The following is a 14819-nucleotide window of genomic DNA, read 5'->3' as shown; positions in this document are numbered from 1 at the left end:
ATGCCGTTAGAAACAAAATAGCGCTAAGAATTGCTGCTGTTATTAAAAACCAGGAGAGCTATAAAAATAACTTTAATATTGCCGCTTAAAATTTGTTTTTATCATAACAATCATTTCGAGCGAAGTGCAACGCAGGCGAAAAATCTGTCTAGATCTCTCCATTTCGCTTCGCCCTTTTCTGGTCTTAGCATTTCGCTAAGACCTTTTTGCTGCAATTAATTTTTTGTCACGGATGCGTGGAGAACACCGAAATTTCCACTCAATCGTTATTTCTAGCGGAAAGATAAACCGCGGGCAATCTTAAAACGATCGCTACCGACGAGGAATAAATTGCTTGCCACAAAAATCGGGGCAACTTGTGTGTTAAATTGATGAAATTCAATTAGTTCATGATACTCATACATAAATCACATATTTTAATCATTTATTAAAAATATTGTAGGATATTTAATCATGAAAAAAGTTTTCCTAACCACCATCATTTTATTTTCCATTATTTTTCAAAAAGCCATGGAACAGAATAAAACCGAAAATGTACCTGCTGTTTTAAACCATATCGCTGTTTACGTTGCCGATTTAAACAAAGCCACAACCTTTTACGAAAGTGTTTTCAACCTTAAAATCATTCCTGAACCTTTTAAAGATAACCGCCATACCTGGTTTACTTTAGGCCCTGCCGGGCAGCTACACTTAATCCAGGGCGCAAAAGGCAACGAAATTTTTGATAAAAATGGTCATTTATGTTTCAGCGTGCAATCGGTTGATGAGTTTGTGAAAAAACTCAATGCAAAAAATATCAGCTTTGAAGACTGGGCCGGCAAGGAAAAAGGCGTTACCCTCCGTGTTGATGGCGTAAAGCAAATTTACTTTAAAGACCCCGACGGTCACTGGCTTGAAGTAAACGATGCGAAGTAAATTTTTTAGTACTTCTTAACTTTGTTTGTTTTCATCACTTATCTTTAGTGTTTTAGCCCTGTACACCTATGAAAATCTCTTGCTTTAAGCATTTTTTTACCCTTCTTTTAGTTATTGGATTAGCGCGGCAATCAAATGCCCAGAATGAAAAGGCTGAAGCAGATTTTAAAATCGTAATGGAAAAGTATAGTGCTGTTGGTGCCTCAGTGGCTGTAGTAAAACAGGGAAAGATTATTTATACCCATTCGTTTGGCTTAAAAGATCTTGAAAACAAAGAGCCTTTAAGCGATCGCGACATTTTCAGGATTGCCTCTATCTCGAAATCTTTTTCAGCTACATCCATCATGCAATTGGTAGAAGCGGGTAAAATTCATTTGGATGATGATTTCGGAGACCTGGTGGGTTTTAAAATCAGGAACCCCAAATTTCCAGATCAGAAAATCACCTTAAAAATGGCCTTGTCGCATACTTCCAGCTTAAACGATTCGCAGGGATATTTAAATCTGGATGTGATCAATCCGGATAAAAACCCAGATTGGGCCAAATGTTATAACGATTACTTACCAGGCAGTAAATTTGATTACTGTAACCTCAATTTTAACCTGATTGGTACCATCATAGAAAAAAAATCAGGTGAGCGTTTTGATAATTATGTAAAAAACCATGTAATTAAACCTTTAGGACTTTATGCGGGATATTGTGTGGATTCGCTGGATAGTACGCGTTTCGTAAATTTATACGAATATCATGCCGGCACGAAATCTTATACGCCTGCACCAATGGCTTACGCACCACGGCGCACAGAAATTGCAAACTACGTAATGGGTTACAGCACGCCAATTTTTTCACCAACAGGGGGAATGAAAATCTCTGCAACCGATCTTGCAAAATACATGATTATGCACATGAATTACGGCACTGCAAATGGCGTAAAAATTATAAGCAAAAAAAGCGCTAAGCAAATGCAAACCGCTTTAACTGATGATGAAGGTTATGGTTTCGCCATTAGAACGGCCGATAACTTTATTCCGGGTGTTAAGCTAAAGGGCCATACCGGTTCTGCTTATGGCTTATATAGCACCATGTTTTTTAATCCGAAAGAAAAATTGGGATTTGTGATCATTACCAACGGCATAAATGCTACTTATACTGATGGTTTTCCCGATTTTAGCCGGGCAGCAATCAACAGCTTATACCAGTCGTTTTTTAAATAATAATTACAGCAAATTTGCCAGGCCATTCTTATGGAAGAAGACAGTTAAGGTTTTAATACCTGCTTTTGGATGATTTACACTATTTCCCTTCACCTTTTGGTCAAAAACATTTTCAACCGGTAGTAAATCAATTAAATGTGTACAATCGGTAATGATCTCATTAACTGCTTCCGATTTTTCGTTTTTATTAATTTTGTAGTCCATATTTCTGATTATTGATTCACAAACCTTTGGTAGGTACTTCCGGATTTAATTTTTTCCATCATTAAATATTCTTTCAGGATGGAAAATTCCATACTTTGAATAGCTTTAACAACAGATTTCAGTTTTTCACCTGTAACACCCAATCGTGTGGCCCAATAATTACGGTCTTGTTCGTCTGCGATTTCGATAAATTCTTTCCTCGCATTCATCGAATTTAGTTGATATTCCATTTTTATGAATTTTTGGTTAGTAATATTGAAGAAACATCAGTAAATCAGATTTGGTTTTGCAGTTTTGTCAGTAAATTCTCAGATAATTGAACATGATTCTTAAATATTAAAAACCAAGTCGAAGAAGCAGGGCTGGTTTGCATTTAAATCTGTTAAAATCGTATTTTAGATTGTCTGTTTTCAACGGTTTGGTTAGCGTCAAAAAGAGTAACATTTCCTTTACAAAACATTTGCTTTTCTGGTGGAGTCTGTTTATTATTGTAATGTAATATAATTTTTACAATGCTAAATCATTCCCTAACCGGCGCTCCGAGTCTATCCCCGCGTCGAAAATTTTATCAGGATAATCGTTTTGTATTATCTATCTGGGTATTTATTACCCTGATTTTTGTAATCGACTCGTGGATAACGCATCGATATAATAATTACCTCATTTTTGAAAATACATTTAGAAACCTCCTTCACGAAAGATCATTATATGCCCATTACCCAAATTACCATGAAGATACCAATCATTACGGGCCGGTTTTTAGTGTGTTAATTGCTCCGTTTGCACTGTTTCACAATTGGGTAGGCCTGTTGTTATGGAATTTATTCAATTGTTTTTTACTCTTTAAAGCCATACAAACGCTGCCCTTAACTGAAGATAAAAAAGTGCTGATCGGGTATATTGCAATCCCCTGTTTAATAGAATCGATGCTTAACCAGCAATTTAATGCCGGCGCAGGTGCCTTAATCATATTAAGTTATACGCTTCTGCATAAAGATAAGGGCATATGGTCTGCGCTTTGCATTGTACTCGGCACATTTATCAAACTGTATGGTGTGGTTGGCCTGGTTTTTTTCTTTTTCGCAAAGAAAAAGCCTCAGTTTATATTATGGCTAATCATGTGGTCGCTAATCATATTCTTATTACCCATGTTATTTGCCTCACCCCATTTTGTGGCCCATTGTTATGTAGATTGGAAAAACTCGCTGGTTGGGAAAAATATGCTAAACGTTTTGGGCGGGGGAACCGATATTTCTATTATGGGCTTTTTCAGGCAGCTTTTAGATGAGCCCGCAATATCAAATTCTCTTTTTATTGCACTTGGCTCCCTGGTATTTATGCTGCCTTTTAAGCGCATTGCCAATTTTGAAAAACAAAAATTCCAGCTGATGATTTTATCTTCGGTATTATTGTTTCCGGTGTTGTTTAGCACAGGTGCTGAAGATTGTACTTTTATTATCTCAATTGTTGGAGTAGGCTTATGGTATGTAAAAGAAAGTAATAAAGCCATGAAAAAGGTGTTGTTGCCCGTTTTACTTTTCATCACCTGTAATTTTCCCTTATTGTTATTCCCGGCCTTTGCCAAATCGCATCCGCTGTCGCTTGCCATCATCAGTTTTCCTTATTTCCTGGTTTGGCTCAGGATTATTTATAATGCTACAAAAAGTAGGTTCGCCTACGCAGAAGAAACAGAGCCCGAAATGGTTACTGCGTTAATAGATTAAGTTTAAATTTTTATTTTTTTAAGGTTTTAATGTCCGCTTGTAAAATCGGATGTTAAAACCTTTTTTGTTATCAGGCTGTTTTATAGCAATCTAATCAAAAATAATTATGGATAATAAACAAAAAAACGGCAGTGCTGATCGCGGTAGGATCAACATTAACGAGGGTTATGAGCTTGATTATTGGTCTGACAAATTTAGTGTGAGTAAAGATAAATTAAAGGCAGCAGTGCAAACAGTTGGCACATCGGTCAACAAAGTAGAAGATTTTTTAAAAAAGTAAAATATCAATTATGAGTCTGGAAAAATACGTTGCCAAGCGCGACTTCTCAAAAACAGCAGAACCTAAATCAGGCAAAAGCAGCGATCGGAATAAGTTACACTTTGTGATCCAAAAACACGATGCGTCGCGTCTGCACTACGATTTCAGACTCGAAATGGAAGGTGTTTTGAAAAGCTGGGCTGTACCCAAAGGTCCTTCTACCGATCCGAAAACCAAGCGTTTGGCCATGATGGTTGAAGATCATCCTTATGATTACAAAGATTTTGAAGGGATTATCCCGAAAGGAGAATATGGCGGCGGAACTGTAATTGTATGGGATGAAGGTACTTATGAGCCGATTGAAACCATTAAGGGAAAAAAGGCACAGGAAAAACACCTGTTAAAGCAGCTAAAAGAAGGTTCTTTAAAAATTAAACTGAACGGGGAAAAACTTCATGGCGAATTTGCTTTGGTTAAAACTCATGGCATGGGCGAAAATGGCTGGTTGCTGATCAAACATAAAGATGATTACGCTTCAACCAAAGATATTACCAGGGAAGATAAATCGGTACTTTCTGGAAAAACCATCGAAAAGATGGAGAAAATACCCGACAAAGTCTGGAAAGAAGGAAAAGAGCAAAAAATAAAGCCCGAAAAAAAAAATCCTGAACCAAAAGTTAAAAAAGAAACAAAACCTGTAGGAGACGATAAAAAAATAGATGTTAAATCCATCTTAAAAAAAGCGCCAAAATCGGCCATTCCAAAAAACATCAAACCTATGCTGGCTACCCTGGTGGATGAGCCTTTTGATGATCCGGGCTGGCAATATGAAGTAAAATGGGACGGGTACCGTGCGCTGGCTTTTATCAATAAAGGAAAAGCAGAACTCTTTTCGAGGAACAATAAATCATTTAACGAAAAATTTTATCCCATTTACGACTTGCTTAACGAATGGAAAATTAATGCCGTTTTGGATGGAGAAATTTTAGTGTTGAATGATAAAGGGATTTCTAATTTTGGATCCTTACAAAACTGGAGAAGTGAGGCAGACGGGGAACTTGTTTTTTATGTATTCGATATCCTTTGGTATGAAGGTAAAAACCTGATGGAACTTCCCCTTGATGAACGCCAGGCCATTTTAAATGATGTGTTGCCTACTAACGATGATCGTGTGCGTTTAGGAAAAGTTTTCAAAGCCAGTGGTGTCGATTTTTTTGATGCAGCGCAGAGAATGGGTTTGGAAGGAATCATCGCCAAGAAAACCGATAGTACCTACGCTACCGACCGGAGATCTAAAGAGTGGTTAAAAATTAAAGTGCACAAACGTCAGGAGGTGGTAATTGCGGGTTTTACCAAAAATGAAGACACTTCAAAATCTTTTAGTTCGCTCTTGCTGGGTGTATATGAAAAAGGAAAACTGCAATATGTGGGTAAAGTTGGAACCGGTTTTTCTGATAAGCTTCAAAAAACAATGATGGAGCAGTTTAAGCCGATTATTGTTGATAAAAGCCCGTTCGAAAGCATTCCTGATGTCAATAAACCTTCGCGTTTCAGGCCAAATCCGCCAAAGGCAAAAGCCACCTGGTTAAAACCCGAGCTGGTATGCGAAGTAGCTTTTACCGAAGTTACTGAAGATGGTGTTTTTCGCCATCCATCTTTTCAGGGCATGCGGGAGGATAAAAAAGCCAAAGAAGTAGTCCGCGAAGAAGAAACCTCTACAGAAAAGATTATTGATGAGGTTAAAGAAAAAGAGGAGCATACCGATGCCATAAAACCACCAAAGGGAAAACAACCTAAAACTTTATTAAATCCAAAAGATGAAACGCAGGTAAGAAAAATAAAAGGCCACGAACTGAAATTTACCAACCTCAGTAAAGTGTACTGGCCCGAAGATAAGGTAACCAAAAGGGATATGTTTAATTATTATTACCAGGTTGCCGAATATATTTTGCCTTATCTTAAAGATCGGCCGCAATCGCTTAACCGGTTTCCGGGAGGTATCCACGGACCAAGTTTTTACCAGAAAGACGTAAAAGGAAAAGCACCGGACTGGGCTGAAACTTTCCCTTATGAAAACGGCGATGGAGAAAAAAAGGAATATTTGGTGGGTACTGATGAAGCTTCCTTATTGTGGATGGCCAGCCTGGGTTGTATCGAAATAAATCCCTGGTTTAGCCGTGTGCAACATCCTGACAATCCCGATTATTGCGTAATCGACCTTGATCCTGATAAACATTCTTTCGATCAGGTGGTTGAGGCCGCCCTTGAAACCAAAAAGGTGTTGGATGCCATTGATGTGCCCAGTTATTGTAAAACGTCGGGCTCAACGGGTATGCACATTTACATTCCCTTAAATGCCAAATACGATTACGATCAGAGCCAGATGTTTGCTAAAATAATTGTAAATCTGGTACATAAACAAATTCCTGATTACACTTCTTTAGAACGGATGATAGCCGCCAGAAAAGGAAAAATGTACCTCGATTTTTTACAGAACAGGCCCGGGGCAACCATCGCCGGACCTTACTCTTTGAGACCGAAACTAGGAGCTACTGTTTCCATGCCTTTGCATTGGGATGAAGTAAAACCAGGGTTAAAAATGAAAGACTTTAATATTTTTAATGCCATTGAACGCTTAAAAGTGGAAGGTGATTTATTTAAAGGCGTGCTGGGCAAAGGTATAGACTTAAAAAAAGCCATAAATAAAGCAAAAAGTGTTTTTGGATAAAGATGGATGATCTTTTCGCGCTTTCATTATATTTGACAAAAATTAAAAAATGATAGCACACCACGTTTTATTCTGGCTTAAAGCCGATACCACCGAAGAGCAAAAAGTTGCTTTTCGCAATAGCTTACAAACATTAGAAAACATTGAAGTTGTTAAAACTTTTCATATTGGCGTACCGGCACCAATTGAGCGTGCTGTGGTAGATACCACTTATACTTTTAGCCTGATTTTATTCTTTGAGGACCTGGCTGCACACGATGTTTACCAGGTTCATCCGTTGCATAAAGCATTTTTGGATGAATTCAGGGTTTATTTTGATAAAGTGGTGATTTACGACGCAGAATAATACCAATGCCTCCATTAAAACGGGGGCATTTTTTTTATGGGTTTATATAATTAATTTTATTATTTGGAATTATTCTAAATAATATGATATTTGCTAAAACTATCGTTGATTATAAATTCAGTCTCATGTGTAAAACAACAGTTCTTGCTCAAAATGCAAACATCACTATTGCTCAGTGCAATAATTGCAAAGTTTTAAATATTTGGCGTTCAGGCGTGCTAATGAACTTTTCTTTTGAGCAATTTGATGCTTTTTATGTGGCCACCAAAAAACTCGATTTTGACGATTATCTGGAAAACAGGCCAGATGGAAAGCAGGTGGTTATTTTATCTACACCCTTTCCTGATATCAGTTTGGTATTTACCAGAGAAGAATGGAACGAGTTTTTTGCAAAGATTGACGAAGCTTTATACATGAAACGTGTTTACGAATTGATGTATTGCTAATTAAAACTACAATTGTGTATCTTTGATACTTATTTATAAGTAATTTATGATACTACAAAACCAAAATGTTTCAGATTGCGTAAATCAGTTAAACCGCAATCTCATGGAAAAAAACGCTACAATCATTAAAAGGGCATCTATTAATGTGAATGTTTTAGATAGCATTAAAATCGGCGATTTATTGGCTGATGAATATGGTAAATCTGGTAAGGTTTGTGAAATTGAAAAAGTAAACCGTCACGGCGAATACCATTATTACTTTAAATTACTCAAATCGGGCACCATACTGATTATTCTTTAATTCTTTTCTGAGGTTAACAAATTGGCTATATTAGTGTGATGAGAAAATATCTTTTAACGCTTGGCTGTGCATTGTTAATTAATCAGATTGTTTTGGCTCAGGCCATAAAAGGAAATTACGCCATTAAAAATGTGCTTACAGGCATGTTGTTGCGGGTTAAAGATGCCAGTGGTAAAAATGGAACACCATTGGTAGCTTACAATCCGCAGAACTGGAAATGCATGACCTGGAATTTTATTGGTATTGAGGGAAACACCTATCAGTTAAAGAACCTCTTTACCGGGAAAACTTTTCAACCTAAACCTGCTGAGGGAGTTTTAGAAGAACAACCTTTAACCCTGGGCAGTGTCAACCAGCAATACGAATTTGAAACTGTTGGAAAAGACATTTACCTCATTAAACTTAAAGGAACCGATCTTTACATTACACCAGAAGATAAAAAAGGAACTACCAATTCTGCCATTATCCTGGCCAAAAAAACAAAAACCAGGGAGCAGCAATGGACGATATACGAACAGGCACCAACCATGTAGATAAAAACTCAGGATTACCGGTTTAACAATTTGAAATACAGTTTATCTTCGAATACGTATATTAGGATGTTTCATTCTCAATATCATTATGCCAGATAATAACGATCATTTCTATGCTAACCTGCCCGTAAATAAAATTCCTTTACATCAGTTATTGATTAAAAATCATTTATTTAAAGGAATACCTGCAGATTGGCATGTAATCATCACTGATATTAAAAGTTCTACAGCTGCCGTTAATGCTGGTTTGCATGAAAATGTAAATCTTATTGCAACCGGCAGTATTGTAGCCGTGCTTAATATCGCATTTAAGGCCAATATTACGGTGCCTTTTTTCTTTGGAGGAGACGGTGCAACCTTTATCATTCCTCCGGGTATTGTAGATGAGGTAATGAAATCCCTGTTAAAATACAAAGATAATGCCCTCGAAAATTTCAGTCTCGATTTGAGGGTAGGCATTGTACCGGTTGAGGAGATTTACGCCCGCAACCATAACCTGCAGATCAGCAGATTTAGCAGTTCTGAAACATTTTCAATCCCCATTATTTTAGGTGATGGCTTAGCTTATGCTGAGAAAATGATCAAAGGCGATGATTATCTGTTATCAGGTCATGATACCGCCAACGATGAAATAGATTTAAGTGGAATGCAATGCCGCTGGGATAAAATTGAGCCGCCAGAGAATAGTGAAGAAATTGTAACCCTGATTGTAATTGCCCGCGATTACAGGCAGCAGGCAGAGGTATTTAGTAAAGTGATCCGTCACCTCGATCAGATTTATGGCACACCCGAAAAGCGTCAGCCGATTTCGGTTTCTAAACTGATTTTCAGGACGAGTTTTAACAGCCTGGGCAAAGAAATGAAACACCGCTTAGGTAAAATTAAATTTATTGAACTCATTAAATCGTGGTTTATCAACATTTATGGATATATCTATTTCCGGACGGAGAGCGGAAAAAATTACCTTAAACAGCTCGTAGCCATGTCTGATACCCTGGTGATGGACGGCCGCATCAATACCGTAATTACCGGAACAGAAAAACAGCGTTTAACCTTGCAAAAAGCATTAAACGTACTGGAGGGCAAAGATGAAATTCTATATGCACTTTATGTAAGCGGCGAATCGATTATGTCTTGTTACGTAAGGGATTTGGATGACGATCATATTCATTTTGTTGATGGGGCAGAAGGAGGTTATACCCAGGCCGCCGGAATCCTGAAGCAAAAAATACGCGAAAAAATGAAAAATACTGATAACATTTAACCACCACCCAAACATTTAGGGCAGCCACTTGTATCTTATATACCTAAAATATTACAAAAGGTAAATCACGATAAGCATTTTAATCTTCAAATATCCATGGGCCGTCATTCTTCCAGAGCTTTAAGTAGCGATCAATTGTTAAATGTTCTTGCTTTATCAAAAGATGCAACAGCCATTTATACCTCTGAAGATATTGTAATTGAAATGGCCAACGACGCCATGATTGCCTTTTGGGGCAAAGACCGCTCTGTTATCGGAAAACCTTTGGAAGAAGCTGTGCCGGAACTAAAAGGACAGCCTTTTATCAATATGCTCAAAAACGTGCTGTTAACAGGAATCACCGATCAGGGAGATGCCATTGCGGCCGAAACCATGAAAGACGGTCAACTGCATACTGCTTATTATAGTTACGAATACAAGGCGATAAAAGACGAATCAGGTTTGCCATACTGCATTTTACATACTGCAAGCGATGTCAGCGATATGGTTCTCGCCCGAAAAATTATTAAAGAAAATGAGCTGCAGCGCGAAGCACTGGAAGAAGAGCAGTTAATGATCAGTATTAAAGAAGACCAGCAGAAACACGATTTTATCAGTATGGTGAGTCATGAGTTAAAAACACCACTCACTTCCATTAGCGCTTACGTTCAACTGATGCAGAATAAGCCGTTATCAGATGGCTTTTTAATCACTACGCTTGATAAGGTTCAAAAGCAGATCCGCAAGATGACCACCATGATTGGTTCGTTTTTGAACGTATCACGTCTTGAATCAGGAAAAATTCAACTCATTAAATCTGATTTTGACCTCGATAAACTCATTTGTGATGTTGTGGAAGACGCCCGTTTGATCGATTCTTCCTATGAGATCAATTTTATTGAAGGTGAGCCTAAAATGGTTCATGCGGATAAGGAAAAAATGAGTTCTGTTATTGCAAATCTAATCAGCAATGCAATGAAATACTCGGCGCAGGGCAGCACCATTCAGGTTGAATCAGAAGTTATAGAAAACCGTGTAAATGTACGTGTAACCGATAATGGGATTGGGATTCAGAAGCAGGATTTAGAAAGGCTTTTCGATCGTTTTTACCGGGTAGAAAATCAACAGACCAAAAGCATTTCAGGCTTTGGTATCGGTTTATACCTCAGCGCAGAAATTATTAACCGTCATAACGGCAAAATTTGGGTAGAAAGTGAGTACTCCAAAGGATCAACCTTCCATTTTGATATCCCCCTGACATCCCAGCCTGATTAATATTCAAATAATAAACACAATCTTAAATGCTCAATTGTTATTGATAAATGAGCATTTCATCTATAAACCCTGTAAACGGGGCAATCATAAAAAACTATCAGGAAGATTCGGAAGACCTGATCAATCAGAAAATTGATCTGGTACATCAGGCATGGTTAAATTACAAAGAGACGGATTTTGATAGCCGTGCCAGGCTGTTAACAGAAGTTTCGAAACTTTTAACCGAACGTAAAGATCAACTGGCTGAACTGATGGCTTTAGAAATGGGTAAACCCTTAAAAGCCGGAGTTGCCGAAGTTCTTAAATGCGCCTCAGTTTGCGAATATTATGCTAAAAACGGCGCAGAATTTTTAGCAGATCAAACCATAAAAACATGTGCGTCTAAGAGCTATGTGAGTTTTCAGCCAATCGGTGTAGTATTGGCTATCATGCCGTGGAATTTTCCTTTCTGGCAGGTATTCCGCTTTCTGGCTCCTGCATTAATGGCCGGTAATTGCGGCGTGTTAAAACATTCGTCGGGTGTTACAGGCTGCGCCATCGAAATCGAAAAAATAATTAAAGATGCGGGTTTCCCGGCCAATGTTTTTAAAACGCTGATCTGCAGTAGCAAGGCTATCCCTAAAGTAATCGAAAATCCTTACATCAAAGCCGTAACCCTCACCGGTAGTACTGAGGCAGGTAAAAAAGTAGCCGGACAGGCAGGTAAATTGATTAAGAAAACGGTTTTGGAACTTGGTGGAAGCGATCCTTATGTGGTTCTGGAAGATGCCGATTTAGAGAAAGCCGCAAAAATATGCGCTGAAGCCAGGTTAATCAATAACGGACAAAGTTGTATCGCTGCAAAACGTTTTATCGTGGTAAAATCGGTAGAAGAGCAGTTTACCCGACTTTTTAAAGCCGAAATGGAAAATAAAAAAACTGGCGATCCATTGCAGGATGATACAGACCTGGGCCCGATGGCCAGGGCAGAGCTTCGTGACGAATTGCATCAGCAGGTTTTGAAAAGTATCGAACAGGGAGCCAAATGTATTCTGGGTGGTGAAATTCCGGACATGGAAGGTGCACATGCCTATTATCAGCCCACTATACTAACTGATGTTAAAAAAGGCATACTGGCATACGATGAGGAAATATTCGGTCCCGTTGCTGCGATTATAACCGCAAAAGATACCGAAGATGCCATCCGCATGGCTAACAATACCAATTTTGGATTAGGTGCAGCCGTTTTTACCGAAAATGCAGTACTGGCAGAAGATATTGCCCGAAATAAACTCGCAGCAGGCTCTTGTTTTGTAAACGAGGGTGTTAAATCAGATCCCGCGTTGCCTTTTGGAGGTATCAATCAATCTGGCTATGGCCGCGAATTAGGCATGTTCGGTATCCACGAATTTGTGAATATTAAAACCGTGTACATCAAATAATAATATCCTATATGAAAGCAGTTAGAATCCATGAGTTTGGCGGACCGGAAGTTTTATCTATAGATGAAATTCCTGTACCTCAGCCAACACCCGATGAAGTATTAATTAAAGTGCATGCCACCAGCGTAAATCCGGTTGACTGGAAAATCAGAGAAGGACAAAGGAAAGAGAAATTCCCGGCAAAACTACCTTTAACCCTGGGGTGGGATGTTTCTGGTACAATTGAAGATTTAGGTGAAAAAGTAAGTGCCTTTAGGAAGGGAGATGAAGTGTATGGCAGGCCAGATCCGACAAAAAATGGCGCTTATGCCGAGTACATTGTGGTGAAAGCCAACATCATTAGTATTAAACCTGCCAGCATTGGGCATACTGAAGCAGCGGCCGTACCTTTGGCAGGTTTAACGGCCTGGCAAGGATTATTCGATCATGGTTTGTTAAAAGCCGGACAAAAGGTATTGATCCATGCGGCAGCAGGTGGGGTAGGAACCTATGCCGTACAATTTGCGAAATGGAAGGGCGCACATGTAATTGGTACCGCATCAAACGCCAATGCCGATTTTTTGAAACGCTTGGGCGCGGATGAAGTAATCGATTATAAAATGGAAGACTTTGAGAAAGTTTTAAGCGATATTGACCTGGTTTTAGATACGATAGGTGGAGAAACCCAGCTAAAATCACTAAATGTATTAAAGGCAGGAGGCAGGGTAATTACCACATTAATGCCTGAGTTTGTAACAGAAGCAAAAGCGAAAAAAGTTCATCTTATTGGTTTTACCGCTCAATCAATTCCAGGGCAATTGACTGAAATTGCTACGCTTATCGATTCGGGTAAGGTTAAACCTGTTATCGAAAAAGTTTTACCTTTTACCAGTGCAAAACAGGCTCAAACCGAAAGTGAGCAAGGGCACACAAGAGGGAAAATTGTATTGCAGGTAATTTAGAAGGTCAAGTCCTCCTGAATTTTCAGGAGGACAATAAAAGATATATTTATGCCTGAATCTTTGAAAGGTAAATTTGAACAAACTCTCTGCTCTTTGCGCCTATCTCTATGCTTAAAAACAAGTTTACTCCAGATAAATATCCCTGCTAAAATCGTTCTCCGCAACATCAGCTGATTGTGGCTGGATAATTACAAACTTAATTACATTATATTCTGATTTTATTTTATCCCTAAGCCTGTCAATGGCATTAGTTAAATCGGTGGTATTTAATTCTGCTTTAAATGTCAGGATCAGCACCAGCAACACTTCTTTTGGCGATTGATACTGAGATAAAATACTTGTTACCATAATCACATCAGGATCATTTTCTGCCAGTTCCTTAATTTTTTGCTGGGTTTCGGAAGTTAAACCTTCACCCATTAATAAACTACGACTTTCCCTCGCCAGTATAAAGGATACAAAAATTAACAGTGTACCTACTAAAACAGAAGCCAGTCCGTCTAAAAACGGCAGATTTAAGTTATGGCTCAGTACCATAAATATAAATACGATCAGCAATCCTAAAACAGCTGCTCCATCCTCAAAAAGCACTAAAAAGCCTGATGGATCTTTACTTTTAATAATCGCTTTCCACCAGGGCAAACCTTTGCGTGTTTTATTAAACTCTTTCATCGCGATGATTAAAGAGGCGCCTTCGAAAATGAAAGATAAACCCAGTACCACATAATTCCATGTGGGGTTTCCCAAAATTTCAGGGTGACGGATGTGTGCAATGCCTTGTGAAATAGAGACCACACCACCTAAACCAAAAATCATGATCGATACAATAAATGACCAGAAATACAGCTCTTTACCATAGCCAAAAGGCCGCGATTTGTCTGGTGGTTTTACACTTCTTTTTAATCCGTAAAGTAATAAAAGTTGGTTACTGGTATCAACTGTAGAGTGGATGCCTTCGGCAATCATAGATGAGCTGTTGGTAAAAGCCCCTGCAATAAATTTGGTTATTGCAATTAATAAATTGGCCGCTAATGCGCTATAAATAGAATTGTTGGCTCTTGCCATAGGTTTAAGAAACGTAAAGGATTCATTTCTTAAACGGTTTTAATCTGATTTGGTTTTGAAAAGTACAAACGAACAGGATCGTCCTTTAGATTTGTTTTGATATTTAATTTTAGGATAACAAATATCTAATTTGCTTAATTATTAATCAGATTACCTAAAGCGGTAGCGGCACATTAAAAAGTCGTCAAGGTTTTTATGCCTAAG

At 38.3% G+C, this 14819-nt stretch carries 16 protein-coding genes; 13 read left to right on the top strand and 3 right to left on the bottom strand.

Annotated features, from left to right (window positions below; genetic code table 11):
• Positions 1-453 precede the first annotated feature (453 nt).
• A complete protein-coding gene (locus ABD769_RS24810) occupies positions 454-915 on the top strand; it encodes a VOC family protein (protein WP_344854057.1) in 462 nt (153 codons plus the stop codon).
• Between the two features lie 176 nt (positions 916-1091).
• Positions 1092-2129 (top strand): serine hydrolase domain-containing protein, encoded by a 1038-nt coding sequence (locus ABD769_RS24805; protein ID WP_344854056.1) that lies wholly within the window; start codon positions 1092-1094, stop codon positions 2127-2129.
• A 3-nt stretch (positions 2130-2132) separates the two neighbouring features.
• On the opposite strand, the gene ABD769_RS24800 is transcribed toward ABD769_RS24805, so the two are convergent.
• Together ABD769_RS24800 and ABD769_RS24795 are read right to left on the bottom strand one after the other, a co-directional pair.
• Positions 2133-2333 (bottom strand): hypothetical protein, encoded by a 201-nt coding sequence (locus ABD769_RS24800; protein ID WP_344854055.1) that lies wholly within the window; start codon positions 2331-2333, stop codon positions 2133-2135.
• An 8-nt stretch (positions 2334-2341) separates the two neighbouring features.
• Positions 2342-2563 carry a DUF3606 domain-containing protein gene (locus ABD769_RS24795; protein WP_344854054.1) on the bottom strand — a complete coding sequence of 74 codons (222 nt, stop codon included), beginning with the start codon at positions 2561-2563 and terminating at the stop codon, positions 2342-2344.
• Between the two features lie 282 nt (positions 2564-2845).
• Between ABD769_RS24795 and ABD769_RS24790 the strand changes: the two genes are divergently transcribed.
• The 11 genes from ABD769_RS24790 (at position 2846) to ABD769_RS24740 (ending at position 13550) form a co-directional block, all read left to right on the top strand.
• Positions 2846-4057, top strand: coding sequence for a glycosyltransferase family 87 protein (locus ABD769_RS24790; protein WP_344854053.1), 1212 nt, complete (start codon positions 2846-2848; stop codon positions 4055-4057).
• A gap of 106 nt (positions 4058-4163) precedes the next feature.
• On the top strand, positions 4164-4337 hold the full coding sequence (locus ABD769_RS24785; protein WP_344854052.1) for a DUF3606 domain-containing protein: 174 nt from the start codon (positions 4164-4166) through the stop codon (positions 4335-4337).
• A gap of 10 nt (positions 4338-4347) precedes the next feature.
• Positions 4348-7044: a DNA ligase D gene (gene ligD / locus ABD769_RS24780; RefSeq protein WP_344854051.1), complete on the top strand. Its 2697-nt coding sequence runs from the start codon at positions 4348-4350 to the stop codon at positions 7042-7044.
• Positions 7045-7093: 49 nt separating this feature from the next.
• Positions 7094-7390 carry a Dabb family protein gene (locus ABD769_RS24775; protein WP_344854050.1) on the top strand — a complete coding sequence of 99 codons (297 nt, stop codon included), beginning with the start codon at positions 7094-7096 and terminating at the stop codon, positions 7388-7390.
• Between the two features lie 125 nt (positions 7391-7515).
• Positions 7516-7836: a hypothetical protein gene (locus ABD769_RS24770; protein ID WP_344854049.1), complete on the top strand. Its 321-nt coding sequence runs from the start codon at positions 7516-7518 to the stop codon at positions 7834-7836.
• Between the two features lie 103 nt (positions 7837-7939).
• Positions 7940-8137 (top strand): hypothetical protein, encoded by a 198-nt coding sequence (locus ABD769_RS24765; RefSeq protein ID WP_344854048.1) that lies wholly within the window; start codon positions 7940-7942, stop codon positions 8135-8137.
• Between the two features lie 38 nt (positions 8138-8175).
• A complete protein-coding gene (locus tag ABD769_RS24760) occupies positions 8176-8670 on the top strand; it encodes an RICIN domain-containing protein (RefSeq protein ID WP_344854047.1) in 495 nt (164 codons plus the stop codon).
• 88 nt (positions 8671-8758) lie between these two features.
• Positions 8759-9934, top strand: a complete 1176-nt coding sequence (locus tag ABD769_RS24755; protein WP_344854046.1) for a DUF3095 domain-containing protein — start codon at positions 8759-8761, stop codon at positions 9932-9934.
• Positions 9935-10030: 96 nt separating this feature from the next.
• Positions 10031-11188 carry a PAS domain-containing sensor histidine kinase gene (locus tag ABD769_RS24750; RefSeq protein ID WP_344854045.1) on the top strand — a complete coding sequence of 386 codons (1158 nt, stop codon included), beginning with the start codon at positions 10031-10033 and terminating at the stop codon, positions 11186-11188.
• A gap of 47 nt (positions 11189-11235) precedes the next feature.
• Positions 11236-12609, top strand: coding sequence for an NAD-dependent succinate-semialdehyde dehydrogenase (locus tag ABD769_RS24745; RefSeq protein WP_344854044.1), 1374 nt, complete (start codon positions 11236-11238; stop codon positions 12607-12609).
• Between the two features lie 11 nt (positions 12610-12620).
• On the top strand, positions 12621-13550 hold the full coding sequence (locus ABD769_RS24740) for an NADP-dependent oxidoreductase (RefSeq protein ID WP_344854043.1): 930 nt from the start codon (positions 12621-12623) through the stop codon (positions 13548-13550).
• A gap of 123 nt (positions 13551-13673) precedes the next feature.
• Here the strand turns inward: ABD769_RS24740 and ABD769_RS24735 are convergent, their stop codons facing one another.
• Positions 13674-14615, bottom strand: coding sequence for a cation diffusion facilitator family transporter (locus ABD769_RS24735; RefSeq protein WP_344854042.1), 942 nt, complete (start codon positions 14613-14615; stop codon positions 13674-13676).
• Between the last annotated feature and the right edge of the window lie 204 nt (positions 14616-14819).

Source organism: Pedobacter jeongneungensis (assembly GCF_039538295.1).
Taxonomy (GTDB): domain Bacteria; phylum Bacteroidota; class Bacteroidia; order Sphingobacteriales; family Sphingobacteriaceae; genus Pedobacter; species Pedobacter jeongneungensis.
This window is presented reverse-complemented; position numbering and strand designations above follow the sequence as displayed.